Source organism: Shewanella sp. HL-SH4, from assembly GCF_051164845.1.
Taxonomy (GTDB): Bacteria; Pseudomonadota; Gammaproteobacteria; order Enterobacterales; family Shewanellaceae; genus Shewanella; species Shewanella glacialimarina.
This window is the reverse complement of sequence record NZ_CP195037.1, coordinates 1,958,560-1,983,570: the sequence shown is the minus strand read 5'-3', so window position 1 is coordinate 1,983,570 and position 25,011 is coordinate 1,958,560. Positions and strand designations below refer to the sequence as shown.

At 43.5% G+C, this 25,011-nt stretch carries 25 protein-coding genes and 3 tRNA genes; 27 read left to right on the top strand and 1 reads right to left on the bottom strand.

Annotation, left to right across the window (positions count from 1 at the left end):
* Positions 1-2 precede the first annotated feature (2 nt).
* Positions 3-947: a type I pantothenate kinase gene (gene coaA, locus ACRWQL_RS09695; RefSeq protein WP_434927789.1), complete on the bottom strand. Its 945-nt coding sequence runs from the start codon at positions 945-947 to the stop codon at positions 3-5.
* Positions 948-1,173: 226 nt separating this feature from the next.
* On the opposite strand from coaA, the gene ACRWQL_RS09690 reads away from it, so the two are divergent.
* From ACRWQL_RS09690 to rpsQ, 27 genes are all read left to right on the top strand, one after another.
* Positions 1,174-1,249: transfer RNA gene (locus ACRWQL_RS09690), tRNA-Thr, on the top strand.
* A 7-nt stretch (positions 1,250-1,256) separates the two neighbouring features.
* Positions 1,257-1,341, top strand: a tRNA-Tyr gene (locus tag ACRWQL_RS09685).
* Between the two features lie 34 nt (positions 1,342-1,375).
* Positions 1,376-1,449, top strand: a tRNA-Gly gene (locus ACRWQL_RS09680).
* Between the two features lie 196 nt (positions 1,450-1,645).
* A complete protein-coding gene (gene tuf, locus ACRWQL_RS09675) occupies positions 1,646-2,830 on the top strand; it encodes an elongation factor Tu (RefSeq protein WP_434927790.1) in 1,185 nt (394 codons plus the stop codon).
* Between the two features lie 258 nt (positions 2,831-3,088).
* Positions 3,089-3,460 (top strand): preprotein translocase subunit SecE, encoded by a 372-nt coding sequence (gene secE / locus ACRWQL_RS09670; RefSeq protein ID WP_226412011.1) that lies wholly within the window; start codon positions 3,089-3,091, stop codon positions 3,458-3,460.
* Between the two features lie 10 nt (positions 3,461-3,470).
* Entirely contained in the window at positions 3,471-4,022 is a 552-nt protein-coding gene (gene nusG, locus ACRWQL_RS09665) for a transcription termination/antitermination protein NusG (RefSeq protein ID WP_226412009.1), read from the top strand.
* Between the two features lie 129 nt (positions 4,023-4,151).
* Complete coding sequence (gene rplK, locus ACRWQL_RS09660) at positions 4,152-4,580, top strand: 50S ribosomal protein L11 (protein ID WP_182771917.1); 429 nt, start codon at positions 4,152-4,154, stop codon at positions 4,578-4,580.
* Positions 4,581-4,584: 4 nt separating this feature from the next.
* Positions 4,585-5,286 carry a 50S ribosomal protein L1 gene (rplA, locus tag ACRWQL_RS09655; protein ID WP_434927791.1) on the top strand — a complete coding sequence of 234 codons (702 nt, stop codon included), beginning with the start codon at positions 4,585-4,587 and terminating at the stop codon, positions 5,284-5,286.
* Between the two features lie 287 nt (positions 5,287-5,573).
* Positions 5,574-6,074 carry a 50S ribosomal protein L10 gene (gene rplJ, locus ACRWQL_RS09650; RefSeq protein ID WP_434927792.1) on the top strand — a complete coding sequence of 167 codons (501 nt, stop codon included), beginning with the start codon at positions 5,574-5,576 and terminating at the stop codon, positions 6,072-6,074.
* 54 nt (positions 6,075-6,128) lie between these two features.
* The gene (gene rplL, locus ACRWQL_RS09645) at positions 6,129-6,494 is read left to right on the top strand and encodes a 50S ribosomal protein L7/L12 (protein WP_434927793.1); all 366 of its coding nucleotides are present in this window, start codon (positions 6,129-6,131) and stop codon (positions 6,492-6,494) included.
* Positions 6,495-6,734: 240 nt separating this feature from the next.
* Entirely contained in the window at positions 6,735-10,766 is a 4,032-nt protein-coding gene (rpoB, locus tag ACRWQL_RS09640; protein WP_434927794.1) for a DNA-directed RNA polymerase subunit beta, read from the top strand.
* Positions 10,767-10,848: 82 nt separating this feature from the next.
* The gene (gene rpoC, locus ACRWQL_RS09635; RefSeq protein WP_434927795.1) at positions 10,849-15,069 is read left to right on the top strand and encodes a DNA-directed RNA polymerase subunit beta'; all 4,221 of its coding nucleotides are present in this window, start codon (positions 10,849-10,851) and stop codon (positions 15,067-15,069) included.
* A gap of 181 nt (positions 15,070-15,250) precedes the next feature.
* Positions 15,251-15,625, top strand: a complete 375-nt coding sequence (gene rpsL / locus ACRWQL_RS09630) for a 30S ribosomal protein S12 (RefSeq protein WP_025823559.1) — start codon at positions 15,251-15,253, stop codon at positions 15,623-15,625.
* A gap of 82 nt (positions 15,626-15,707) precedes the next feature.
* On the top strand, positions 15,708-16,178 hold the full coding sequence (gene rpsG / locus ACRWQL_RS09625) for a 30S ribosomal protein S7 (RefSeq protein WP_226411997.1): 471 nt from the start codon (positions 15,708-15,710) through the stop codon (positions 16,176-16,178).
* Positions 16,179-16,259: 81 nt separating this feature from the next.
* Positions 16,260-18,356, top strand: a complete 2,097-nt coding sequence (gene fusA, locus ACRWQL_RS09620; RefSeq protein ID WP_434927797.1) for an elongation factor G — start codon at positions 16,260-16,262, stop codon at positions 18,354-18,356.
* Positions 18,357-18,425: 69 nt separating this feature from the next.
* The gene (gene tuf / locus ACRWQL_RS09615) at positions 18,426-19,610 is read left to right on the top strand and encodes an elongation factor Tu (protein ID WP_434927790.1); all 1,185 of its coding nucleotides are present in this window, start codon (positions 18,426-18,428) and stop codon (positions 19,608-19,610) included.
* A 341-nt stretch (positions 19,611-19,951) separates the two neighbouring features.
* Positions 19,952-20,263, top strand: coding sequence for a 30S ribosomal protein S10 (gene rpsJ, locus ACRWQL_RS09610; protein WP_011635639.1), 312 nt, complete (start codon positions 19,952-19,954; stop codon positions 20,261-20,263).
* A 27-nt stretch (positions 20,264-20,290) separates the two neighbouring features.
* Positions 20,291-20,929, top strand: a complete 639-nt coding sequence (gene rplC, locus ACRWQL_RS09605; protein ID WP_226411991.1) for a 50S ribosomal protein L3 — start codon at positions 20,291-20,293, stop codon at positions 20,927-20,929.
* Between the two features lie 17 nt (positions 20,930-20,946).
* Entirely contained in the window at positions 20,947-21,552 is a 606-nt protein-coding gene (gene rplD, locus ACRWQL_RS09600; RefSeq protein ID WP_226411989.1) for a 50S ribosomal protein L4, read from the top strand.
* Complete coding sequence (gene rplW, locus ACRWQL_RS09595; RefSeq protein WP_226411987.1) at positions 21,549-21,851, top strand: 50S ribosomal protein L23; 303 nt, start codon at positions 21,549-21,551, stop codon at positions 21,849-21,851. Before rplD ends, rplW begins: the two co-directional genes overlap by 4 nt.
* Before the next feature lie 16 nt (positions 21,852-21,867).
* Positions 21,868-22,692: a 50S ribosomal protein L2 gene (rplB, locus tag ACRWQL_RS09590; RefSeq protein WP_226411985.1), complete on the top strand. Its 825-nt coding sequence runs from the start codon at positions 21,868-21,870 to the stop codon at positions 22,690-22,692.
* Positions 22,693-22,706: 14 nt separating this feature from the next.
* Entirely contained in the window at positions 22,707-22,985 is a 279-nt protein-coding gene (gene rpsS, locus ACRWQL_RS09585; protein ID WP_006083596.1) for a 30S ribosomal protein S19, read from the top strand.
* A 15-nt stretch (positions 22,986-23,000) separates the two neighbouring features.
* On the top strand, positions 23,001-23,333 hold the full coding sequence (rplV, locus tag ACRWQL_RS09580) for a 50S ribosomal protein L22 (RefSeq protein ID WP_160056441.1): 333 nt from the start codon (positions 23,001-23,003) through the stop codon (positions 23,331-23,333).
* A gap of 12 nt (positions 23,334-23,345) precedes the next feature.
* On the top strand, positions 23,346-24,035 hold the full coding sequence (gene rpsC, locus ACRWQL_RS09575; protein WP_226411984.1) for a 30S ribosomal protein S3: 690 nt from the start codon (positions 23,346-23,348) through the stop codon (positions 24,033-24,035).
* An 11-nt stretch (positions 24,036-24,046) separates the two neighbouring features.
* The gene (rplP, locus tag ACRWQL_RS09570; protein ID WP_124017689.1) at positions 24,047-24,457 is read left to right on the top strand and encodes a 50S ribosomal protein L16; all 411 of its coding nucleotides are present in this window, start codon (positions 24,047-24,049) and stop codon (positions 24,455-24,457) included.
* On the top strand, positions 24,457-24,648 hold the full coding sequence (rpmC, locus tag ACRWQL_RS09565; protein WP_006083592.1) for a 50S ribosomal protein L29: 192 nt from the start codon (positions 24,457-24,459) through the stop codon (positions 24,646-24,648). The genes rplP and rpmC overlap by 1 nt, the downstream gene beginning before the upstream one ends.
* Positions 24,648-24,896, top strand: a complete 249-nt coding sequence (gene rpsQ, locus ACRWQL_RS09560; protein WP_188922997.1) for a 30S ribosomal protein S17 — start codon at positions 24,648-24,650, stop codon at positions 24,894-24,896. The genes rpmC and rpsQ overlap by 1 nt, the downstream gene beginning before the upstream one ends.
* Positions 24,897-25,011: the final 115 nt, after the last annotated feature.

The window sequence follows — 25,011 nt, the reverse complement described above, 5'->3', positions numbered from 1 at the left end:
GGTTACTTTCTCAGTAACACATTATCCATTAGGTGATTTTCACCTTTTTTGAGGATCAAATTTGCGCGTTCTCGAGTCGGTTGAATATTCAAGTTTAAATTTGGGCCATTAATCGTGTCCCAAATATTAGCAGAAATGGCATTTGCCTCACTATCGGACAATGCCGCGTAGTGATGGAAAAATGATAATGGGTCGCTAAATGCGCCTTTTCGAAATTGCAAAAATCGCTGCTGGTACCATTCTTTTAATAAATGTTCTTCTGCATCGACATATATCGAAAAGTCGACAAAGTCAGATACAAATGGACGTCTTAAATCAATGGGAGAATCTAGACCTGTTTGTAAAACATTTAACCCTTCAAGTATAAGAATATCCGGTTGTTCTATCACTTGATGTTGATCATGACATCGATCATAGGTCACATGGGAATATAAAGGGGCTAAAACACGCGGTTCACCGGTTTTCACTGCGGAAATGAAGTCGACTAACATTTTCATGTCATAACTTTCAGGAAAGCCTTTGCGCTGGAGTAATCCCTTGCGTTTTAAGTCTGCTAGTGGGTACAGGAAACCATCGGTTGTGACTAAATCGACTTTTGGATGTTCTGGCCAGCGTTGTAATAAGGTTTGCAGAATACGTGCAGTGGTACTTTTTCCAACAGCAACACTACCTGCAATACTGATAATGTAGGGTGAACGAGAAGCGCTTTGCTCCAAGAACTTGTCTACAATCATTCCCCGTTGTTGCTTAGCTCCTACGATAAGGTTAAGTAACCGACTTAATGGTAGATAAATGTCAGTTACTTCATCTAATGATAACTTCTCATTCATGCCCCTTAGGTTTTCAAGCTCTTCCTGACATAATGTTAAGGGAACAGAATTGCGCAACTCCGCCCATTTATGACGTTCGAAGGAGAGATATAGCGCTTGTTGAATGCTGTTTTTCATTAATAAGCCAACTTTATACTGGGTCTGGCACATTACACGATCCGTATTACTGGAACAATACTTTAAGATTCAATTAACTGACCGAATAAAAATAATGGTTAATTATTGGTTATATTTAACGCTTCGCGAATAAAAAAACGACAATTGAGAGTTTATTTAGCTTTTTTATAATTTTTCTATTGCACTTAGCGCCACATTTACCTAATATCCGTTCCCGAAATGATGCGCCGGCATAGCTCAGTTGGTAGAGCAACTGACTTGTAATCAGTAGGTCCCGAGTTCGACTCTTGGTGCCGGCACCATTTTTCTGGAGGGGTTCCCGAGTGGCCAAAGGGATCAGACTGTAAATCTGACGGCTCAGCCTTCGAAGGTTCGAATCCTTCTCCCTCCACCATTTTTTAGGTAGTTAGGTAGCCTATGTAGGTTGCGCGGATGTCGTATAATGGTATTACTCCAGCCTTCCAAGCTGATAACGCGGGTTCGATTCCCGCCATCCGCTCCAAGTTTGTTTGCTGATATGGCTCAATTAATTGAGCAAACCTTAAGTCAAGGTTAGTCGGTATTACTGCCATGCTTATCAGCACAATCCTACAAAAAATAATCGCCTGACTAAAAAATCGATTCGATGTCATATATATGCATCGGATTTTTATTATGTGTGTGTTTTCATCACCAAACTATTGGATTGAGGCTATACCATGGCAAAAGCTAAATTTGAACGTAAGAAGCCCCACGTAAACGTAGGCACCATCGGTCACGTTGACCATGGTAAAACAACTTTAACTGCAGCTATTTCTGCTGTGTTAGCTAAGACTTATGGTGGTGAAGTGCGTAACTTCGCTCAAATCGATAACGCTCCAGAAGAGCGTGAGCGCGGTATTACTATTAATACTTCTCACATCGAATATGACACACCAATTCGTCACTATGCACACGTCGACTGTCCAGGTCACGCGGATTATGTTAAAAACATGATCACTGGTGCTGCACAGATGGATGGCGCAATCTTAGTAGTTGCAGCTACAGACGGCCCAATGCCACAAACACGTGAGCACATCCTACTTTCTCGTCAAGTAGGTGTACCTTTCATCATCGTATTCATGAACAAATGTGACATGGTTGATGACGAAGAGCTATTAGAATTAGTAGAAATGGAAGTGCGTGAGCTTCTTTCAGAATACGACTTCCCAGGTGATGACTTACCAGTTATCCAAGGTTCTGCATTAAAAGCGTTAGAAGGCGATGCAGCATGGGAAGGTAAGATTCTTGAGCTTGCAGAAGCACTAGATACTTATATTCCAGAGCCAGAGCGTGACATCGATAAGCCATTCCTACTACCAATCGAAGACGTATTCTCGATTTCAGGTCGTGGTACAGTGGTAACTGGTCGTGTTGAGCGTGGTATTGTACGCGTATCAGACGAAGTTGAAATTGTAGGTGTTAAAGACACAACTAAAACAACTTGTACTGGCGTAGAAATGTTCCGTAAGCTACTTGACGAAGGTCGTGCTGGCGAGAACTGTGGTGTGTTATTACGTGGTACTAAGCGTGATGACGTAGAACGTGGCCAAGTACTAGCTAAGCCTGGTTCAATCAACCCACACACTACTTTCGAATCAGAAGTATACGTGTTATCAAAAGAAGAAGGCGGACGTCACACTCCATTCTTCAAAGGATACCGTCCACAGTTCTATTTCCGTACAACGGACGTAACTGGTACTATCGAATTGCCAGAAGGCGTAGAAATGGTAATGCCTGGTGACAACATCAAGATGGTTGTTACTTTGATTTACCCAATCGCGATGGACGACGGTTTACGTTTTGCTATCCGTGAAGGTGGCCGTACAGTTGGTGCTGGTGTTGTAGCTAAAATTATTGCTTAATTGCGAATTTAGTTAACACTGAAAAAGGAAGCTTAGGCTTCCTTTTTTGTTTTGGCTGCCTGCATTAAGATAAAACGCAAGTTTTTTACTGATTTATTCGCATAAGACCACCAGTCATGTTGCGAATAGAGCTGAATCAGAATACAATCTATGACCGATTTTTGACCCTGTGCTGTGATAGTTTCTGGGGTAACTCGGGAATGTAGTGGCAGTTCACTGTTGCTAAGCTCAGGTCGTATTGAGTAACGGAATTAACAGATGACAACAAGTACTGAAAGCCAGGGTAATTCTCTGGATATCGTGAAATGGAGCGTGGCTGTATTGCTAGTTTTAGCAGCAGTTATTGCTAACCAATTTTTTGCAGAAGCCAGTGTAGTGGCTCGTGTTGCTGGTGTAATTGTCACTTTTGCAATTGCTGGCTTCATAGCATTTCAAACCGTTAAAGGTAAGCAAGCACTTTCATTTGCTCGCGAAGCACATATTGAAGTGCGTAAAGTGATTTGGCCAACTCGCCAAGAAGCTCTTACCACAACGTTTATCGTTCTTGCTGCAACAGGTGTTGTTGCATTGATCCTTTGGGGATTAGACGCAATCTTATTGCGAGTTGTGAATTTAATTACAGGCGTATAGGCATTTAAACATGACTGAAGCTACAGAAGCGAAGAAAAGATGGTATGTTATTCAAGCCTTTTCAGGTTATGAAGGTCGTGTACTTAAAACACTACTTGAACATATCAAAATGCACAGTATGGAAGATTACTTCGGCGAGATTTTAGTGCCAACAGAAGAAGTCGTTGAAATGCGTGCAGGTCAACGTCGTAAAAGTGAGCGTAAATTCTTTCCGGGCTATGTGTTAGTACAAATGGAAATGAATGATGATAGCTGGCACTTAGTAAAGAGCATTCCTCGTGTAATGGGCTTTATTGGTGGTACATCAGATCGTCCAGCGCCGATTTCAGAGAAAGAAGCAAATAACATACTACAGCGTTTACAGGACACTGTTACTTCGCCGACACACCGTGTTATTTATGAACCAGGTGAAGTGGTTCGTGTGTGTGACGGACCATTTGCAGATTTTAACGGAACTATCGAAGAAGTCGATTATGAGAAGAATCGCGTTAAAGTTTCTGTGATGATTTTTGGTCGCTCAACACCTGTTGAACTTGATTTTCATCAGGTTGAAAAAAGCTGATTAAAATAACCACAAAATATTGATTGTTTGCGGGTGTGGATTTTTGTATAATTCGCACCCGTTGTTTCAGGGGGAGCAAATTGGCATGTCGCCAAGATGCGTTTGAACCCAAATAGAGGAAATGTCGACATGGCAAAGAAGATTGAAGCTTATATTAAGCTACAAGTAGCAGCCGGTGCTGCAAACCCGTCTCCACCAGTTGGTCCTGCTTTAGGTCAAAAAGGTGTGAACATCATGGAATTCTGTAAAGCATTCAACGCTCGTACTGAAAAGTTCGAAAAAGGCATGCCAATTCCTGTTGTTATCACTGTATACAGTGACCGTTCTTTCACTTTTGAAACTAAGACTCCACCTGCATCTTTCCTACTGCTTAAAGCAGCTGGTTTGAAATCAGGTTCAGGCCGTCCTAATACACAGAAAGTAGGAACTATCAAGCGTAGCGCTGTTCAGGAAATTGCTGAATCTAAAGCGGCTGATATGACTGGTGCTGATATTGAAGCGATGACTCGCTCAATTGAAGGTACTGCACGTTCAATGGGTTTGGTAGTAGAGGACTAATATAATGGCAAAGCTAAGTAAACGCGCTCGCGTAATTCGCGAAAAAGTTGATGGTACTAAGCAGTATGACATCAACGAAGCAGTAGCACTTTTAAAAGAATTAGCAACAGCTAAATTCGTAGAAAGTGTTGACGTAGCTGTTAACCTTGGTATCGATCCTCGTAAATCAGATCAAAACGTACGTGGTGCTACTGTACTTCCACACGGTACTGGTCGTGACGTTCGTGTTGCTGTATTCACTCAAGGTGCAAACGCTGAAGCTGCTAAAGCTGCGGGTGCTGAACTTGTGGGTATGGACGACCTAGCTGCTCAAATTAAAGCTGGCGAAATGAACTTTGACGTTGTTATCGCATCACCAGACGCAATGCGCGTTGTTGGTATGTTAGGTCAAATCTTAGGCCCACGTGGTTTAATGCCTAACCCTAAAACTGGTACTGTAACGCCTAACGTTGCAGAAGCAGTTAAGAATGCTAAAGCTGGTCAAGTTCGTTACCGCAACGACAAAAACGGTATTATCCACACTACTATCGGTAAAGTGGATTTCACTGTTGAACAGTTAAAAGAAAACTTAGAAGCGTTAGTGTCAGCACTGAAAAAGGCTAAGCCTGCAGTTGCTAAAGGCATTTACGTGAAAAAAGTTAGCATCTCTACCACTATGGGTGCAGGTGTTGCAGTCGACCAAGCTAGCTTGGAAGACATTAAGTAATTTTACAATTTGCGCGCATTAGTCTACAATGCGCGCAAATTGTGGGTTGAAGCTCCTTTTACTTGATATTGCCTTAATTCATTAAGGTATATTGGCTAAAAAGTGAGTTTCCGTCCAAGACCGCAGGTGTTTATCGTAAGGTTAACTTAATTTCCTGCGTAGACGGTGTCAGGCCCCAGCTAAATTTTTTTACTGGAAAATCTGCACCGTAAGTAGCCATCTACATATTGTATTTGGTTTGGTAAATTCTAGGGATTTCCCTAGGTAGAATCCAGGAGTAAAGCCTAATGGCATTAAGACTCGAAGACAAAAAGGCAATTGTTGCTGAAGTCAACGAAGCTGCCAAAGGTGCGCTTTCTGCAGTTGTTGCCGATTCACGCGGTGTAACTGTAAGTGCCATGACTGTTCTGCGTAAAGCAGCTCGCGCTAATGGTGTTTATGTACGTGTAGTACGTAACACTTTAGCTAAGCGTGCTGTTGAAGGTACTTCATTTGAATGCCTTGCAGAAACGTTCACTGGCCCAACTTTAATCGCCTTCTCTCTAGAGCACCCAGGTGCTGCAGCGCGTCTTTTAAAAGATTTCGCTAAAGAGCAAGCAAAGTTTGAAGTTAAAGGTGCAGCTTTCGAAGGGATGTTTATCCCTGCAGTTGAAATTGATCGTTTAGCGAAACTACCAACATACGACGAAGCACTAGCTCAGTTAATGATGACTATGAAAGAAGCATCTGCTGGCAAGTTCGTACGTACATTGGCCGCCCTTCGCGATCAAAAACAAGAAGCCGCTTAATTATAAGTTGGCCGCTTAATAAAATTGAATTCAGAACAATAGGAAATATTTCTAATGTCTATCACTAAAGACCAAATCTTAGAAGCTTTCGCAGCAATGTCTGTAATGGAAGTTGTTGAACTAATCGAAGCAATGGAAGAGAAATTCGGTGTTTCTGCTGCTGCTGCAACTGTAGCTGTTGGCGATGCTGGCGCAGCTGCTGAAGAGCAAACAGAATTCGACGTAATTCTTACTTCTCACGGTGCTAACAAAGTTGCTGTAATTAAAGCACTTCGTGGCGCTACAGGTCTAGGCCTGAAAGAAGCTAAAACTATGTCAGAATCTTCTCCAATTGCAGTTAAAGAAGCTGTTTCTAAAGAAGAAGCTGAAGCGCTTAAAGCTGAGTTAGTTGCAGCTGGTGCAGAAGTTGAAATCAAGTAAGTTTTAGTTAACTTACTCACCCAAGCAATTGGGTGAAGGCTGGCGGTTTTTTAACCGTCGGCCTTTTTTGCGCTCTATGCGCAGGCGATTTTTTATTCACCGTTTATCGCCAGTTTTAGCAGTTCCTAGCAGAGATTACTGGTTAGGTTCTTGCGACAACGGTGACGGGCAAACGCGCTGATTTATATTAAAAAATTAATGTATTTCAGTCTTGGTCACACTAGTAAGTAGAGGAAACCCATGGTTTACTCCTATTCTGAAAAGAAGCGTATTCGCAAAGATTTTGGTAAGCGTCCAAAGGTTTTGGACATCCCTTATCTATTGTCTATCCAGTTAGACTCTTTTAAGAAATTCACCGATCAAGATCCTACGGGTGAACGCGGTTTTGAAGCGGCATTTCGTAGCGTTTTTCCTATCAAGAGCTTTTCTGGTTATTCTGAGCTGCAATATGTCAGTTATAAACTAGGCGAGCCAGTTTTTGATGTGAAAGAATGTCAGATCCGTGGTGTCACTTATTCAGCTCCACTGCGTGTTAAATTACGCATGGTGTTGTTTGATCGTGAAGCTGCAGCTGGCACAGTAAAAGATATTAAAGAACAAGAAGTCTACATGGGTGATATCCCATTGATGACTGATAACGGTACGTTCGTTATCAACGGTACTGAGCGTGTTATTGTGTCTCAGTTACACCGTAGTCCTGGCGTATTCTTTGATCATGACCGTGGTAAAACCCACTCTTCCGGTAAAGTGCTTTATAACGCACGTATTATTCCTTACCGTGGTTCATGGCTTGACTTTGAATTCGATCCTAAAGACGCATTATTCGTCCGTATTGACCGTCGTCGTAAATTACCTGCGACTATCATGCTACGTGCGTTAGATTTTTCTACTCAAGACATCCTAGACTTATTCTTTGAGCGTATTCAGTTCAAGATTAAGAAAGATTCTTTAGTGATGTCATTAGTTCCTGATCGCTTACGCGGTGAGACAGCTAGCTATGACATTAAAGATGCTGAAGGCAGTCTGTTAGTTGAAGCTGGCCGTCGTATTACTGCGCGCCATATTAAGCAACTTGAAAAAACCAACACCACTGAGCTTGAAGTGCCAGTGGATTATATTGTTGGTAAGTATGCTGCACAAGATTATATCGATGAAGATACTGGTGAAGTATTAGTGACAGCAAACAGCGAAATCTCATTAGAAGATTTAGCTAATTTGTCATTAGCCGGCATTAAAGAAATTGATACGTTATTTATCAATGACCTTGATCATGGTGCTTATATCGCAGACACACTGCGCATAGATTCAACAACTAACCGCTTAGAAGCATTAGTTGAAATCTATCGTATGATGCGTCCTGGCGAGCCACCAACCAAAGATGCTGCTGAAGGTTTATTCCAAAACCTATTCTTTAGTGAAGAACGTTATGACTTATCAAAAGTAGGTCGTATGAAGTTTAACCGTCGTCTTGAGATTGCTGAAGATGAAGGTTCAGGTGTTCTGTCTAAAGAAGACATCGTTTGTGTTATGAAGAAAATCATCGAAATCCGTAACGGGTACGATGAAGTCGACGATATTGACCATTTAGGTAACCGTCGTATTCGTAGCGTAGGTGAGATGGCTGAAAACCAATTCCGTGTTGGTTTAGTCCGTGTTGAGCGTGCTGTTCGTGAACGTCTATCTTTAGGCGATTTAAACGAATTAATGCCACAAGACTTAATTAACGCTAAGCCAATTTCTGCGGCAGTGAAAGAATTCTTCGGTTCTTCACAGTTGTCACAGTTTATGGACCAAAACAATCCTTTATCAGAAGTGACGCATAAGCGTCGTATTTCTGCTCTAGGTCCAGGTGGTTTGACCCGTGAACGCGCAGGCTTCGAAGTCCGTGACGTACATCCAACTCACTATGGTCGTTTATGTCCAATTGAGACCCCAGAGGGTCCAAACATTGGTCTAATCAACTCGCTAGCCAGTTTTGCTCGTACAAACTCGTACGGCTTCCTAGAAACGCCATACCGTAAAGTGGTAGACGGTGTTATTACTGATGAAGTTGAATACTTATCAGCAATCGAAGAAGGTCGTTATGTTATTGCGCAAGCTAACATCGAAGTTGATGCAGCTGGTCGTATGGTTGAAGACCAAATAGCTTGTCGTCATAAAGGTGAATCTACCTTTATGCGTGCAGCTGACGTTCAGTACATGGATGTTTCGCCACAACAGATTATTTCTGTTGCAGCGTCATTAATTCCGTTCTTAGAACACGATGATGCTAACCGTGCATTGATGGGTGCAAACATGCAACGTCAAGCCGTTCCTACACTGCGTGCTGATAAGCCGTTAGTAGGTACTGGTATTGAACGTACTCTTGCTGTTGACTCTGGTGTTGTGGTGGTGGCTAAACGTGGCGGTGTGGTTGACTATGTTGACGCTAGCCGTATCGTTGTTAAAGTTAATGAAGACGAGCTACGCGCAGGCGAAGCCGGTATCGACATTTACAACCTAACAAAATATACCCGTTCAAACCAAAACACTTGTATTAACCAACGTCCTTGTTGTTTTGCTGGTGATCCAGTGGTTCGTGGTGATGTTTTAGCTGATGGTCCTTCTACGGATCTTGGCGAATTGGCCCTTGGTCAAAACATGCGTATCGCGTTCATGCCTTGGAATGGTTATAACTTCGAAGATTCGATCTTAATTTCTGAGCGCGTAGCGCAAGAAGATCGTTTTACTACTATCCATATCCAAGAGCTTTCTTGTATTGCTCGTGATACTAAATTGGGTAGCGAAGAAATCACGGCTGATATTCCAAACGTAGGCGAGTCTGCTTTATCTAAATTAGATGAATCAGGTATCGTTTATATTGGTGCAGAAGTGAAGGGCGGCGATATTCTTGTGGGTAAAGTGACACCCAAGGGTGAAACACAGTTAACTCCAGAAGAGAAACTACTCCGAGCTATTTTTGGTGAGAAAGCTTCTGACGTTAAGGACAGCTCATTACGTGTTCCTAACTCAGTGAAAGGCACCATCATCGACGTTCAGGTATTTACCCGTGACGGCGTTGAAAAAGACAAACGTGCACTTGAAATTGAAGACATGCATGTTCGTCAAGCTCGTAAAGACTTAGGCGAAGAATTCAAGATCCTTGAAGACGGCGTATTAGGCCGTGCGCGTAACTTGTTATTAGCTGCTGGTTTCTCTGAAGCTAAATTAGCTGAGTTACCACGCAAAGACTTGCTAATCCAAGTGATTGACGATGAAGCAAAACAAACTGAACTTGAGCAGTTAGCTGAACAGCACGAAGAGCTGCGCGCTGACTTTGACAAGAAGTTTGAAACTAAGCGTCGTAAGATCACTCAAGGTGATGATTTAGCTCCAGGCGTACTGAAAATTGTTAAGGTTTACTTAGCCGTTAAACGTACTATCCAGCCTGGTGATAAAATGGCGGGTCGTCATGGTAACAAAGGTGTTATCTCGAAGATTTGTCCAGTCGAAGACATGCCATATGATGAAGAAGGTAATCCAGTAGACATCGTACTAAACCCATTGGGCGTACCATCGCGTATGAACATCGGTCAGGTACTTGAAGTTCACATGGGTGCTGCTGCGAAAGGCATTGGTAATAAGATTACCGCTATGCTTGAAGAGCAACGAGAAATTGCTGTACTTCGTGATTACATCAAGCAAGTCTATGAATTAGGTGATGACGTGTTACAACGCGTTGATATCGATTCATTTACTGATGATGAAGTTGTACGTTTGGCGACTCACCTTAAGGGTGGTATCCCAATCGCAACACCAGCATTCGATGGTGCTAAAGAGAAAGAGATCAAGCAAATGCTTGCTCTTGCAGGCTTACCTGAGTCTGGTCAGTTGACATTATGTGACGGCCGTACCGGTAACGAGTTTGAGCGTAAAGTGACCGTTGGTTACATGTACATGCTTAAACTGAACCACTTAGTTGATGATAAGATGCACGCCCGTTCTACTGGTTCGTACAGCTTAGTTACACAACAACCATTGGGCGGTAAAGCTCAATTTGGTGGTCAACGTTTCGGTGAGATGGAAGTGTGGGCACTTGAAGCATACGGTGCAGCTTATACTCTACAGGAAATGCTGACAGTTAAGTCGGATGACGTTAATGGTCGTACTCAGATGTATAAAAACATCGTCGACGGTAACCATCAGATGCAACCAGGCATGCCTGAGTCTTTCAACGTATTGTTGAAGGAAATTCGTTCACTTGGTATTAATATCGAGCTGGATCAAGAGTAAGCATCGCACTTAAGCAATGTTTGGTAACCAAGGGTGCTTTGCATCAGCAAAGCACCTGGTTTAACTCCTTCAGGAGAGAAACGTGAAAGACTTATTAAAGTTTCTTAAACAGCAAAGTAAGACTGAAGAATTTAGCGGAATTAAAATTGGATTGGCTTCGCCTGATCTAATCCGCTCTTGGTCATTTGGTGAAGTTAAAAAACCAGAAACCATTAACTACCGTACATTCAAACCTGAACGTGAAGGTTTGTTCTGCGCGCGTATCTTTGGTCCGGTTAAAGATTACGAATGTTTGTGTGGTAAATACAAACGTCTTAAGCACCGTGGTGTAATTTGTGAAAAGTGTGGCGTAGAAGTTACCCAGACTAAAGTGCGTCGTGAGCGCATGGGTCACATTGAACTGGCTAGCCCAGTTGCACATATTTGGTTCTTAAAATCATTACCGTCTCGTATCGGCTTAATGTTAGATATGACGTTACGTGATATTGAACGCGTACTGTACTTTGAATCATTTGTTGTGATCGAGCCTGGCATGACCACGCTTGAACGCGGCCAAATGCTGACCGAAGAAACGTATTTAGATGCGTTAGAAGAGTACGGCGATGAGTTCGAAGCTAAGATGGGTGCTGAGGCAGTTTTAGAATTGCTACGTGCTATCGATCTTGAGCAACAAATCGAACAAATGCGCGAAGAGTTACCATCAATAAATTCAGAAACTCGTCGCAAAAAAGTGACCAAGCGTTTGAAATTGATGGAAGCATTCTTCACATCTGGCAACAAGCCAGAGTGGATGATCTTAAAAGTGTTACCGGTTCTTCCACCTGATCTACGCCCATTAGTGCCGTTAGATGGTGGTCGTTTCGCGACATCTGATCTTAACGATCTATATCGTCGTGTGATTAACCGTAACAACCGTTTGAAGCGTCTGTTAGATTTAGCTGCGCCTGACATTATCGTACGTAACGAAAAGCGTATGTTACAAGAGTCAGTTGATGCGCTATTAGATAACGGTCGTCGTGGTCGTGCTATTACCGGTTCTAACAAGCGCCCGCTTAAATCTTTGGCTGATATGATCAAAGGTAAGCAAGGTCGTTTCCGTCAGAACTTACTTGGTAAGCGTGTTGACTATTCTGGTCGTTCGGTAATTACCGTAGGTCCTACTTTACGTTTGCACCAGTGTGGTCTTCCTAAGAAGATGGCACTTGAGCTATTTAAACCATTTATCTATGGCAAATTAGAAGGTCGTGGCCTAGCTACAACCATCAAAGCTGCTAAGAAAATGGTTGAGCGTGAACAGGCTGAAGTATGGGATGTGTTAGACGAAGTAATTCGTGAACATCCAGTTATGCTTAACCGTGCACCAACACTTCACAGACTAGGTATTCAAGCATTTGAACCTGTTCTGATTGAAGGTAAAGCGATTCAATTACATCCGTTAGTTTGTGCGGCATACAACGCCGACTTCGACGGTGACCAAATGGCGGTACACGTACCATTAACGCTTGAAGCTCAGTTAGAAGCTCGTGCGCTAATGATGTCTACCAACAACATTTTGTCACCTGCTAACGGTGAGCCAGTAATTACGCCGTCTCAAGACGTTGTATTAGGTTTGTACTACACAAGTCGCGAATGTATTAATGGCCGCGGTGAAGGTATGGCATTCTCTGACGTGTCAGAAGTAGAGAAAGCTTATGCTACTGGTGCTGTTGAGATACATGCACGCGTTAAAGTACGTGTTACAGAGACAACTATCGCTGAAGATGGTGAAAGAACTAAGGCTACTCGTATCGTTGATACAACAGTAGGACGTGCGCTTTTATCATTAATTCTGCCTGAAGGCTTATCATATGATTTGGTTAACCAAAACATGGGTAAGAAGCAGATTTCTAAATTGTTGAACACTTGTTATCGTCAACTAGGCCTTAAAGATACCGTTATCTTTGCTGACCAATTAATGTATACCGGTTTCCGTTTTGCAACTATCTCTGGTGCCTCTGTAGGTATCGATGACATGGTTATTCCTGACGAGAAATACACCTTAGTTGCAGATGCTGAAGCTGAAGTGCTTGAAATTCAAGAGCAGTTCCAGTCTGGTCTAGTAACTGCCGGTGAGCGTTACAACAAAGTCATCGATATCTGGGCATCTGCCAACGAAAAAGTATCGAAAGCGATGATGGAAAACCTGTCAATTGAGACAGTGATTAACCGTGATGGCGTGCCAGAGCAACAAGCTTCGTTTAACAGCATCTATATGATGGCTGACTCGGGCGCTCGTGGTAGTGCTGCACAGATCCGTCAGCTAGCGGGTATGCGTGGTTTGATGGCTAAGCCTGATGGCTCAATCATCGAAACCCCAATTACCGCTAACTTCCGTGAAGGCCTAAACGTACTTCAGTACTTTATTTCTACTCACGGTGCGCGTAAAGGTCTTGCCGATACCGCATTGAAAACAGCTAACTCGGGTTATCTAACTCGTCGTCTTGTTGACGTTGCACAAGATTTAGTGGTTATTGAAGATGATTGTGGTGTTGAACACGGTCTAACAATGAAGCCGCTTATTGAAGGTGGTGATGTAGTTGAGCCATTGCGTGAACGCGTACTGGGTCGTGTGGTTGCTATTGATGTATTGAAGCCTGGTACTGAAGAAGTATTAGCGCCGCGTAATACATTACTAGACGAAGCATGGTGTGACACATTAGAAGAGCACAGCATCGATGAAGTTATCGTACGCTCTGTAATTACCTGTGACACAGATTTTGGTGTGTGTGCGGCATGTTACGGTCGTGATTTGGCTCGTGGTCATATTATTAACCACGGTGAAGCGATTGGTGTTGTTGCGGCGCAGTCTATTGGTGAACCTGGTACACAGTTAACCATGCGTACGTTCCACATTGGTGGTGCGGCATCTCGAGCTTCTGCAGAAAACAACGTTCAAGTTAAGAACGCGGGTTCTCTGAAGTTACACAATGCTAAGCATGTTTCTAACATAGACGGTAAGCTTGTAATTGTTTCTCGTTCATCTGAACTAGCCATCATTGATGAACTAGGTCGTGAGAAAGAACGTTACAAAGTGCCATACGGTACCGTTTTAGAAAAACTGGAAGATACTGAAGTGGCAGCTGGCGACATAATCGCTAACTGGGATCCACATACTCACCCAATTATTTCTGAAGTTGCCGGTACAGTTAAGTTCGTTGACATGATCGACGGCGTAACCATGACACGTCAAACAGACGAGTTAACAGGTCTTTCTTCTGTTGTTGTGCTTGACGTTGGTGCACGTACTTCAGCGGGTAAAGAAATGCGCCCAGCAATCCGCTTAGTCGATGCTAATGGTAATGACTTAATGATCCCTGGTACTGAAGTACCAGCTCAATACTTCTTACCAGGTAATGCGATTGTAGCAAAAGATGATAACGCGAAAATTAACGTTGGTGACGCATTAGCACGTATTCCTCAAGAATCGTCTAAAACACGTGACATCACCGGTGGTCTTCCACGTGTTGCTGACTTATTCGAAGCGCGTAAGCCAAAAGAGCCTGCAATTCTTGCAGAAATCTCTGGTACTATTTCGTTCGGTAAAGAAACTAAAGGCAAGCGTCGTCTAGTGATTACTCCTGCCGATGGCGGCGATCATTATGAAGAGATGATCCCTAAGTGGCGTAACTTAAACGTGTTCGAAGGTGAAAAAGTCGAACGTGGAGAAGTTATTGCTGACGGCCCAGAAGCGGCACACGACATCTTACGTCTTCGTGGTATACATCATGTAGCAAACTACATTGTTAACGAAGTACAGGACGTTTACCGCCTCCAGGGTGTGAAGATCAACGATAAACATATCGAAGTGATCATTCGTCAGATGCTACGTAAGTGTATTATCACTTCTTCCGGCGACACTGACTTCTTAGAAGGTGAGCAAGCTGAAGTGGCTCGCGTTAAGATCGCTAACCGCGAACTTGAAGCGCAAGGCAAGATGCCTGCATTGTTTGAGCGTGATTTATTAGGTATAACTAAAGCTTCTTTAGCTACCGAATCATTCATCTCAGCAGCATCGTTCCAAGAAACGACTCGTGTGTTAACTGAAGCTGCAGTCGGTGGTAAGAGTGATCCATTACGTGGTCTGAAAGAAAACGTAATCGTAGGTCGTTTGATCCCAGCGGGTACTGGTTATGCTTATCATAAGACTCGTAACGAAGAACGTGCTAAAGCAGCCGCTTCTGGTGGCAAGGTTGAAGCACCAAAAGTGACAGCAAGCGAAGCTGAACAGAACTTAGCAGACTTACTTAATTTGGCAGGAAGCTAAGATTAAGTTGCGAAAATGTTAATAAAAGGCGCCTTTGGCGCCTTTTTTATTCGAATTTCGATCAAAAGTTGGCTATTTCTTGACAGATTGGCATTACCTTTCTAAAATTCCGCGTCCCACCATTGTGGGATATAGATTTTTCACACCTAATTGTTGAGTTATTCAACTGTCGGAGCTATACATGGCAACTGTAAACCAGTTGGTACGTAAGCCACGTGCGCCAAAAGTCGAAAAGACTAATGTGCCTGCGTTGAATGCGTGCCCACAAAAACGTGGTGTTTGTACTCGTGTGTACACTACAACACCAAAAAAACCAAACTCTGCTCTACGTAAAGTAGCTCGTGTGCGTCTTACTAACGGTTTCGAAGTAACTTCGTACATCGGTGGTGAAGGCCATAACTTGCAAGAGCATAGTGTAATCTTAATCCGTGGTGGTCGTGTTAAAGACTTACCCGGTGTGCGTTACCACACTGTTCGTGGCGCATTAGATTGTGCAGGCGTGACTACACGTCGCCAAGGCCGTTCTAAATACGGTGCTAAGCGTCCTAAGTCTTAACGTATCCCGTTAGAAGTAAGGCCAAGCTAGTATTATTTAACATTCCAGTTTTGGAAATACCTGAAGCATACGGAGAATTAATATGCCAAGACGTCGCGTTGTAGGACAACGTAAAATCCTACCAGATCCAAAGTTTCACAGTGAGTTGTTGGCTAAGTTCATCAACGTCATTATGCAAGACGGCAAAAAGTCGACTGCAGAAAAAATTATCTACAAGGCGTTAGATGTTGTCGCTGAAAAGAAAAGCGAAGATCATTTATCTATCCTTGAAGCAGCTCTTGATAACGTACGTCCATCAGTCGAAGTTAAATCTCGTCGCGTTGGTGGTTCTACTTATCAAGTACCATGTGAAGTTCGTCCAGTGCGTCGTAACGCACTAGCGATGCGCTGGTTAGTTGAAGCTGCTCGCAAACGTGGTGAAAAATCTATGGCTCTACGTCTAGCAGGTGAAATGCTAGATGCGTCTGAAAACAAAGGTACTGCGGTTAAGAAACGTGAAGACGTTCACCGCATGGCAGAAGCTAACAAAGCGTTTGCTCATTACCGTTGGTAATATAATGGGGCGGGCATTAGCCCGCTCCATATTGTTGATATTGTCTAAAGCAAATTTTGCTTTAGTTGAGAGGGTATAATCGTGGCTCGTACAACCCCAATTGAGCGTTACCGAAATATCGGCATCGTCGCTCATGTGGACGCAGGTAAAACTACCACAACTGAACGTGTTTTGTTCTATACCGGTCTGTCTCATAAAATTGGTGAGGTGCATGACGGCGCCGCCACTACGGACTGGATGGTACAAGAGCAAGAGCGTGGTATAACAATTACCTCGGCTGCTGTTACCACTTTCTGGCGTGGTATGGATGCTCAGTTCACTGAACACCGTATTAATATCATCGATACCCCAGGTCACGTTGATTTCACTATTGAAGTAGAGCGTTCATTACGTGTGTTAGATGGTGCAGTTGTTGTCTTCTGTGGCTCATCAGGCGTTGAACCTCAATCAGAAACCGTATGGCGTCAAGCTGACAAATACCACGTTCCGCGCATTGTATTTGTTAACAAGATGGATCGTACTGGTGCTGACTTTGACCGTGTTATTAAACAAATCCGTAATCGTCTTGGAGCCACTTGTGTACCTATTCAAATGAATATTGGTACAGAAGAGGATTTTAAAGGGGTTATTGATTTGATTAAGATGAAAGCCATCAATTGGTCTGAAGAAGATCAAGGGATGTCATTCACTTATGAAGAAATTCCAGCACATCTTGTTGCTAAGGCAACAGATATGCGTGAGTACCTTGTGGAAGCAGCTGCAGAAGCCTCAGATGAACTGATGGATAAATACTTGGAAACAGGTGAACTTTCAGAAATCGAGATTAAGCATGCATTGCGTCAGCGCACTATCAATAATGAAATTGTCTTAGCAACCTGTGGTTCAGCATTTAAGAACAAAGGTGTTCAGGCGGTGTTAGATGCGGTGGTCGACTTCTTACCCGCTCCAGTTGATGTACCTGCAATTAAGGGTATTGATGAGGAAGAGCAAGAAGTAGAACGTCCATCTGATGATAATGCCCCATTTGCGGCATTAGCATTTAAGATAGCCACTGATCCATTTGTTGGAACACTTACCTTTATCCGCGTATATTCCGGTGTACTTCAATCAGGTGCAGCCGTTTACAACTCTGTTAAACAGAAACGTGAACGAATTGGTCGTATGGTGCAAATGCATGCAAATGATCGCTCTGAGTTAAAAGAAGTACGTGCTGGTGATATCGCTGCGGCAATTGGTTTAAAAGATGTCACAACAGGTGATACTCTTTGCGATATAGATCACAAAGTGATTCTAGAACGCATGGAGTTCCCAGAACCAGTAATTACCATTGCTGTTGAGCCTCGTTCAAAAGCAGACCAAGATAAAATGGCGATTGCGTTGCAAAAATTAGCAGCGGAAGACCCTTCTTTCAAAGTCGAAACTGATGACGACTCTGCTCAAATACTGATATCTGGAATGGGTGAGCTACACTTAGACATTATCGTTGACCGTATGCGTCGCGAATTTGGTGTTGAGTGTAACGTGGGTAAACCTCAGGTTGCCTATCGTGAAACTATTCGTTCTAGTGTTGAAGTAGAAGGTAAGTTTATACGCCAATCCGGTGGGCGAGGTCAATTTGGTCATGTATGGCTAAGAATTGATCCACGCGAAGAAGGTGAAGGCTATGAATTTGTCAATGAAATTGTAGGGGGTACAGTTCCTCGTGAATTTATTCCTGCCGTTGACAAAGGTATTCAAGAACAGATGAAGAACGGCGTTTTAGCTGGCTACCCTGTACTTGACGTAAAGGTCACTTTATTTGATGGTTCATATCATGATGTGGATTCGAATGAAATGGCATTTAAGATTGCGGGTTCTATGGGCTTCAAAAAGGGTGCGCTAGAAGCTACCCCTGTGTTGCTCGAACCTTGTATGAAAGTAGAAGTGACTACTCCTGAAAATTATATGGGCGACGTAGTAGGTGACTTAAACCGCCGTCGTGGCATAATTGAAGGTATGGAAGATGGCATCGCTGGTGTTAAACTTATCCAAGCAGTAGTCCCTCTATCTGAAATGTTTGGTTATGCAACTGATTTGCGTTCAGCATCTCAGGGTCGTGCTTCATACTCTATGGAGTTCTTGAAGTACGCAGATGCACCGCAAAACATTGCAAAAGCGATTATAGAATCTCGTAACTAATATTGGTTACGGCATAAATGTTATATTGCTCGAATTAAACGAGCACTTCTGAAAAGAAAGGAATATATCGTGGCAAAAGCTAAATTTGAACGTAAAAAGCCTCACGTAAACGTAGGCACCATCGGTCACGTTGACCATGGTAAAACAACTTTAACTGCAGCTATTTCTGCTGTGTTAGCTAAGACTTATGGTGGTGAAGTGCGTAACTTCGCTCAAATCGATAACGCTCCAGAAGAGCGTGAGCGCGGTATTACTATTAATACTTCTCACATCGAATATGACACACCAATTCGTCACTATGCACACGTCGACTGTCCAGGTCACGCGGATTATGTTAAAAACATGATCACTGGTGCTGCACAGATGGATGGCGCAATCTTAGTAGTTGCAGCTACAGACGGCCCAATGCCACAAACACGTGAGCACATCCTACTTTCTCGTCAAGTAGGTGTACCTTTCATCATCGTATTCATGAACAAATGTGACATGGTTGATGACGAAGAGCTATTAGAATTAGTAGAAATGGAAGTGCGCGAGCTTCTTTCAGAATACGACTTCCCAGGTGATGACTTACCAGTTATCCAAGGTTCTGCATTAAAAGCGTTAGAAGGCGATGCAGCATGGGAAGGTAAGATTCTTGAGCTTGCAGAAGCACTAGATACTTATATTCCAGAGCCAGAGCGTGACATCGATAAGCCATTCCTACTACCAATCGAAGACGTATTCTCGATTTCAGGTCGTGGTACAGTGGTAACTGGTCGTGTTGAGCGTGGTATTGTACGCGTATCAGACGAAGTTGAAATTGTAGGTGTTAAAGACACAACTAAAACAACTTGTACTGGCGTAGAAATGTTCCGTAAGCTACTTGACGAAGGTCGTGCTGGCGAGAACTGTGGTGTGTTATTACGTGGTACTAAGCGTGATGACGTAGAACGTGGCCAAGTACTAGCTAAGCCTGGTTCAATCAACCCACACACTACTTTCGAATCAGAAGTATACGTGTTATCAAAAGAAGAAGGCGGACGTCACACTCCATTCTTCAAAGGATACCGTCCACAGTTCTATTTCCGTACAACGGACGTAACTGGTACTATCGAATTGCCAGAAGGCGTAGAAATGGTAATGCCTGGTGACAACATCAAGATGGTTGTTACTTTGATTTACCCAATCGCGATGGACGACGGTTTACGTTTTGCTATCCGTGAAGGTGGCCGTACAGTTGGTGCTGGTGTTGTAGCTAAAATTATTGCTTAATTGCGAATTTAGTTAACACTGAAAAAGGAAGCTTAGGCTTCCTTTTTTATTGTAAAAAATTTACTAGTATTTTGACAATAATTGTGTAAAATGCTGCGCAACGAATTGTGTAGACTTATTTTAATATAACGCACAAAGGGCCTTGATCTTATAAACCAGATCTGTATAATTGCCCACTCGCTGCACTAGTGCAGTGAGCGAAAGAAAAAGTCGATTAGGCTTTTCATATTCATAGCGACTCCGATTGGGAGTCGAACGGTTAAATCATCTCGCTCTGCATTTCCGATCAGGAAGTAGCAAGAGGGTGATTTTTTATGTGTCCATTTTAGGAGCTCTGGTCAATGCAGAACCAAAGAATCCGTATCCGCTTGAAAGGCTTTGATCATCGTTTAATTGATCAGTCTACAGCGGAAATCGTTGAAACTGCTAAGCGTACAGGCGCGCAGGTCCGTGGTCCTATTCCACTACCTACACGCAAAGAGCGTTATACCGTTTTGATCTCTCCGCACGTTAACAAAGATGCTCGTGATCAGTATGAAATTCGTACACACAAGCGCTTAGTTGACATCGTAGAGCCAACAGAAAAGACAGTAGACGCGCTTATGCGTTTAGATCTTGCGGCTGGTGTCGACGTTCAGATTAGCTTAGGTTAATTGAGATCCTTAGAAGAGGTTTGAGAGATGGCTATCGGTCTTATTGGTCGTAAAGTGGGTATGACTCGCATCTTCACTGAAGATGGTACGTCAATCCCAGTAACAGTTATTGAAGTAGCTGGCAACCGTGTTACTCAAGTGAAAACTTTAGAAACTGACGGCTACCGTGCACTACAGTTAACTACAGGTACCAAAAAAGCCAATCGCATCACTAAAGCAGAAGCAGGTCATTTTGCCAAGGGCGGCGTAGTTGCCGGTCGTGGTTTATGGGAAGTGCGTCTAGCAGATGGTGAAGGCGAAGGCATTGAAGTTGGTGCTGAGCTTAATGTTGATATTTTCGCAGAAGTGGCGAAAGTAGACGTTACCGGTCAATCAAAAGGTAAAGGTTTCCAAGGCGGCGTTAAGCGTTGGAACTTCCGTACCCAAGATATGACTCACGGTAACTCTTTGGCTCACCGCTCGAATGGTTCTATCGGTCAGAACCAAACGCCCGGTCGTGTATTCAAAGGCAAGAAGATGTCAGGCCATATGGGTGCTGAACAAGTAACTACTCAAAATTTACACGTTGTACGTGTTGATGCAGAGCGTAACTTGATATTAGTACGCGGCGCTGTTCCAGGCGCTACCAATGGTGACTTGATTATCAAGCCAGCAGTTAAAGCTTAAGGTCTGAGGAGATAGTAATGGAATTGGTATTGAAAGACGCGCAGAGCGCTCTTGAAGTTTCCGAAACTACCTTCGGCCGTGACTTTAACGAGGCATTGGTTCATCAGGTAGTTGTAGCTTACGCTGCAAACGCACGTCAAGGCACTCGTGCCCAAAAGACGCGCGCGGAAGTTATTGGCTCAGGCAAAAAGCCTTGGCGCCAAAAAGGCACTGGCCGTGCTCGTGCCGGTAGTGTTAAAGGCCCAATCTGGCGTGGCGGTGGCGTAACATTCGCTGCTAAAACTCAAGATCACAGCCAAAAAGTTAACAAAAAGATGTACCGTGGTGCTCTTCGTAGCATATTTTCGGAATTGGTACGTCAAGAACGTTTAGTTGTTGTTGAATCATTTAGTGTTGAAGCTCCTAAAACTAAAGAGTTGAAAGCTAAATTAGCAGCAATGAACTTACAAGATGTTCTAATTGTTACTGCAGAAGTTGATGAGAATTTATTCTTAGCAGCTCGCAACTTATACAAAGTTGACGTACGTGACGTAGCGGGTCTAGACCCAGTAAGTCTAATTGCGTTTAACACTGTTCTTGTTACTGCTGATGCAGTGAAGCAAATTGAGGAGATGCTAGCATGATCACCGAAGAACGTTTGCTAAAAGTTATTCTTGCTCCGCACATCTCTGAAAAGAGTACTGTTGTTGCAGAGAAAAACAACACTGTAGTTTTCCGCGTAGCAATCGATGCGACTAAAGCAGAGATCAAAGCTGCAGTAGCGAAGCTATTTGAAGTTGAAGTAGATACAGTTCGCACTTTAGTTAACAAAGGTAAAACCAAACGTACTGGCGCCCGTACTGGCCGTCGCAGCGATTGGAAAAAAGCTTATGTTACTTTAGCTGCTGGTGCTGACATCGATTTCGTCGGCGGCGCTGAGTAAGCAAAGGAGAATTATCATGGCAGTTATTAAGTGTAAGCCAACCTCTCCAGGTCGTCGCCACGTAGTTAAAGTGGTGAATACGGACCTGCATAAGGGTAAACCTTTTGCTGGCCTGTTGGCGAGAAAAACTAAAAGTGGTGGCCGTAACAATACTGGCCGTATCACTGTCCGTCACATCGGTGGTGGTCACAAGCAACATTACCGTCTAATCGACTTCAAACGCGATAAAGATGGAATTCCAGGAAAAGTTGAGCGTATTGAGTACGATCCAAACCGTACTGCGCACATTGCTTTAGTATTATACGCAGATGGTGAGCGTCGTTATATTCTTGCTGCTAAAGGCATGAAATCTGGCGATCCAATCCAATCTGGTAATGATGCTGAAATCAAAACTGGTAACGCTAAACCGTTACGCAACATTCCTGTTGGTTCAGTTGTTCACGCAGTAGAAATGAAGCCTGGTAAAGGTGCTCAAATCGCTCGTTCAGCTGGTGCCTATGTACAAGTTGTTGCTCGTGATGGCGCATATGCAACTCTACGTCTTCGCTCTGGCGAAATGCGTAAAGTTCCAGTTGATTGCCGCGCGACATTTGGTGAAGTTGGAAATGCCGAACACATGCTACGCCAATTAGGTAAAGCAGGTGCTAAGCGCTGGAGAGGCGTACGCCCAACAGTGCGTGGTGTTGCAATGAACCCAGTAGACCATCCACATGGTGGTGGTGAAGGCCGTACTTCTGGTGGACGTCATCCAGTGAGTCCATGGGGTGTGCCAACTAAGGGTTACAAAACTCGTAGTAATAAGCGCACTGACAAGTACATCGTACGTCGTCGTAATAAATAGTAAGAGGATTCGCCATGCCACGTTCTCTCAAGAAAGGTCCCTTCATTGACCTGCACTTGCTGAAGAAGGTAGAGAAAGCGATGGAAGCGGGAGATAAAAAGCCAATTAAAACTTGGTCTCGCCGCTCAATGATCATCCCTAATATGATTGGGTTGACCATCGCTGTCCATAATGGTCGTCAGCACGTACCTGTGTTCGTAACTGACGAAATGATCGGCCACAAGCTTGGTGAATTTTCACCAACTCGCACTTATCGCGGCCATGCTGCAGATAAGAAAGCGAAGAAGCGTTAATACGGGAGGAATAAGATGGAAGTTTTAGCTAAACATCGTTTTGCTCGTACGTCTGCGCAGAAGGCCCGTCTAGTTGCTGATCAAATTCGCGGATTGCCTGTTTCTAAGGCACTCGAGATTTTGACATTCAGCCCCAAGAAAGCCGCCGTACTAGTTAAAAAAGTACTTGACTCAGCTATAGCAAACGCCGAACACAACGAAGGTGCGGATATTGATGAGCTTAAAGTTGGAGCCGTCTTCGTAGATGAAGGCCCAACTATGAAGCGTATCATGCCACGTGCCAAAGGTCGCGCTGATCGTATCATGAAGCGTACCAGCCACATTACTGTGGTTGTATCAGATCGCTAGGAGAAGAGAGCAATGGGACAGAAAGTACATCCTAATGGTATCCGTTTGGGTATCACTAAGCCTTGGATCTCTACCTGGTACGCAGATGGATCAGACTATGCAAATAATCTGAACAGCGACTGGGAAGTGCGTCAATATTTAACTGAAAAGTTAAAGGCCGCATCAGTATCTAAGATTGTCATTGAACGCCCAGCGAAAAGCATCCGCGTTACTATTCACACTGCCCGTCCAGGTGTTGTGATTGGTAAGAAAGGTGAAGACGTTGAAGTACTACGTGCATATGTGTCTAAAATCACAGGCACTACTGCTCAAATCAACATCGCTGAAATCCGTAAGCCTGAATTAGACGCTAAGCTTGTTGCTGACAGTATTGCACAGCAATTAGAGCGCCGTGTTATGTTCCGTCGTGCTATGAAGCGCGCGGTTCAAAACGCAATGCGTATTGGTGCTCAAGGCATCAAGGTTCAAGTTAGCGGCCGTTTAGGTGGTGCTGAAATCGCACGTGCAGAATGGTATCGTGAAGGTCGTGTACCTTTACATACTTTACGTGCTGATATCGACTATTCAACAGCTGAAAGTCACACGCAATATGGTGTGATTGGTATTAAAGTTTGGATCTTCAAAGGCGAAGTTCTAGACGGTATGATGCCTGCTATTGAAGAGCCAAAGCAGCAACCTAAGCGTAAGCCTCGTGGTAAATAGGAGAAACTTTAATGCTGCAACCTAAACGTATGAAGTTTCGCAAGATGTTCAAAGGCCGCAACCGCGGTCTAGCGAACGGTACTGAAGTTAGCTTTGGTACTTTCGGTTTGAAAGCAGTCGGCCGTGGCCGTTTAACTGCTCGTCAAATCGAATCTGCACGTCGTGCCATGACACGTCATGTTAAACGTCAAGGACAAATTTGGATTCGAGTTTTCCCTGACAAACCAATTACCTCTAAGCCTCTTGAAGTGCGTATGGGTAAAGGTAAAGGTAACGTTGAATACTGGGTATGTCAGATTCAACCTGGTAAGGTTCTTTATGAGATGGGTGGTGTACCTGAATCGTTGGCTCGTGAAGCCTTCGCTTTAGCATCAGCTAAACTACCTCTAAAGACTACCTTCGTAACTAAGACGGTGATGTAATGAAAGCGAGCGAACTAAGAGAAAAGAGCGTTGAAGAACTTAACGCTGAATTACTTGGTCTGCTGCGTGAGCAGTTTAACCTGCGTATGCAACACGCTACTGGTCAATTGACTCAAACGAATCAATTGAAACTAGTGCGTCGTAACATTGCACGTGTTAAGACCATTATTACTTCTAAGGCAGGTGCGTAATGTCTGATAAAATCCGTACTTTGCAAGGTAAAGTAATTAGCAACAAAATGGAAAAATCTATTACTGTTGCTATTGAGCGCCAAGTGAAACATCCTATTTATGGGAAGTACATCAAGCGTACTACTAAGATCCATGCACATGACGAAACTAATCAGTGTAATGAAGGTGACATAGTGACTATTAGTCAGTGTCGTCCTCTATCTAAGACTAAGTCTTGGACCCTAGCTGAAGTAGTAACCAAAGCCTAATTTTATGTTAGGTTAATCTAAACGGCTCCTTATTTTGGAGCCGTTTGTTTTTTTACTATGCAATCCGATATTGTGGTGTTATACTTGCGCGCCAAAATTGAGTAAAACTATCCTC

Bases quoted from the DNA above. Each gene is read 5' to 3' on its own strand.
- coaA (WP_434927789.1), bottom strand. From the start codon at position 947: ATGAAAAACAGCATTCAACAAGCGCTATATCTCTCCTTCGAACGTCAT.
- tuf (WP_434927790.1), top strand. From the start codon at position 1,646: ATGGCAAAAGCTAAATTTGAACGTAAGAAGCCCCACGTAAACGTAGGC.
- secE (WP_226412011.1), top strand. From the start codon at position 3,089: ATGACAACAAGTACTGAAAGCCAGGGTAATTCTCTGGATATCGTGAAA.
- nusG (WP_226412009.1), top strand. From the start codon at position 3,471: ATGACTGAAGCTACAGAAGCGAAGAAAAGATGGTATGTTATTCAAGCC.
- rplK (WP_182771917.1), top strand. From the start codon at position 4,152: ATGGCAAAGAAGATTGAAGCTTATATTAAGCTACAAGTAGCAGCCGGT.
- rplA (WP_434927791.1), top strand. From the start codon at position 4,585: ATGGCAAAGCTAAGTAAACGCGCTCGCGTAATTCGCGAAAAAGTTGAT.
- rplJ (WP_434927792.1), top strand. From the start codon at position 5,574: ATGGCATTAAGACTCGAAGACAAAAAGGCAATTGTTGCTGAAGTCAAC.
- rplL (WP_434927793.1), top strand. From the start codon at position 6,129: ATGTCTATCACTAAAGACCAAATCTTAGAAGCTTTCGCAGCAATGTCT.
- rpoB (WP_434927794.1), top strand. From the start codon at position 6,735: ATGGTTTACTCCTATTCTGAAAAGAAGCGTATTCGCAAAGATTTTGGT.
- rpsL (WP_025823559.1), top strand. From the start codon at position 15,251: ATGGCAACTGTAAACCAGTTGGTACGTAAGCCACGTGCGCCAAAAGTC.
- rpsG (WP_226411997.1), top strand. From the start codon at position 15,708: ATGCCAAGACGTCGCGTTGTAGGACAACGTAAAATCCTACCAGATCCA.
- rpsJ (WP_011635639.1), top strand. From the start codon at position 19,952: ATGCAGAACCAAAGAATCCGTATCCGCTTGAAAGGCTTTGATCATCGT.
- rplC (WP_226411991.1), top strand. From the start codon at position 20,291: ATGGCTATCGGTCTTATTGGTCGTAAAGTGGGTATGACTCGCATCTTC.
- rplD (WP_226411989.1), top strand. From the start codon at position 20,947: ATGGAATTGGTATTGAAAGACGCGCAGAGCGCTCTTGAAGTTTCCGAA.
- rplW (WP_226411987.1), top strand. From the start codon at position 21,549: ATGATCACCGAAGAACGTTTGCTAAAAGTTATTCTTGCTCCGCACATC.
- rplB (WP_226411985.1), top strand. From the start codon at position 21,868: ATGGCAGTTATTAAGTGTAAGCCAACCTCTCCAGGTCGTCGCCACGTA.
- rpsS (WP_006083596.1), top strand. From the start codon at position 22,707: ATGCCACGTTCTCTCAAGAAAGGTCCCTTCATTGACCTGCACTTGCTG.
- rplV (WP_160056441.1), top strand. From the start codon at position 23,001: ATGGAAGTTTTAGCTAAACATCGTTTTGCTCGTACGTCTGCGCAGAAG.
- rpsC (WP_226411984.1), top strand. From the start codon at position 23,346: ATGGGACAGAAAGTACATCCTAATGGTATCCGTTTGGGTATCACTAAG.
- rplP (WP_124017689.1), top strand. From the start codon at position 24,047: ATGCTGCAACCTAAACGTATGAAGTTTCGCAAGATGTTCAAAGGCCGC.
- rpmC (WP_006083592.1), top strand. From the start codon at position 24,457: ATGAAAGCGAGCGAACTAAGAGAAAAGAGCGTTGAAGAACTTAACGCT.
- rpsQ (WP_188922997.1), top strand. From the start codon at position 24,648: ATGTCTGATAAAATCCGTACTTTGCAAGGTAAAGTAATTAGCAACAAA.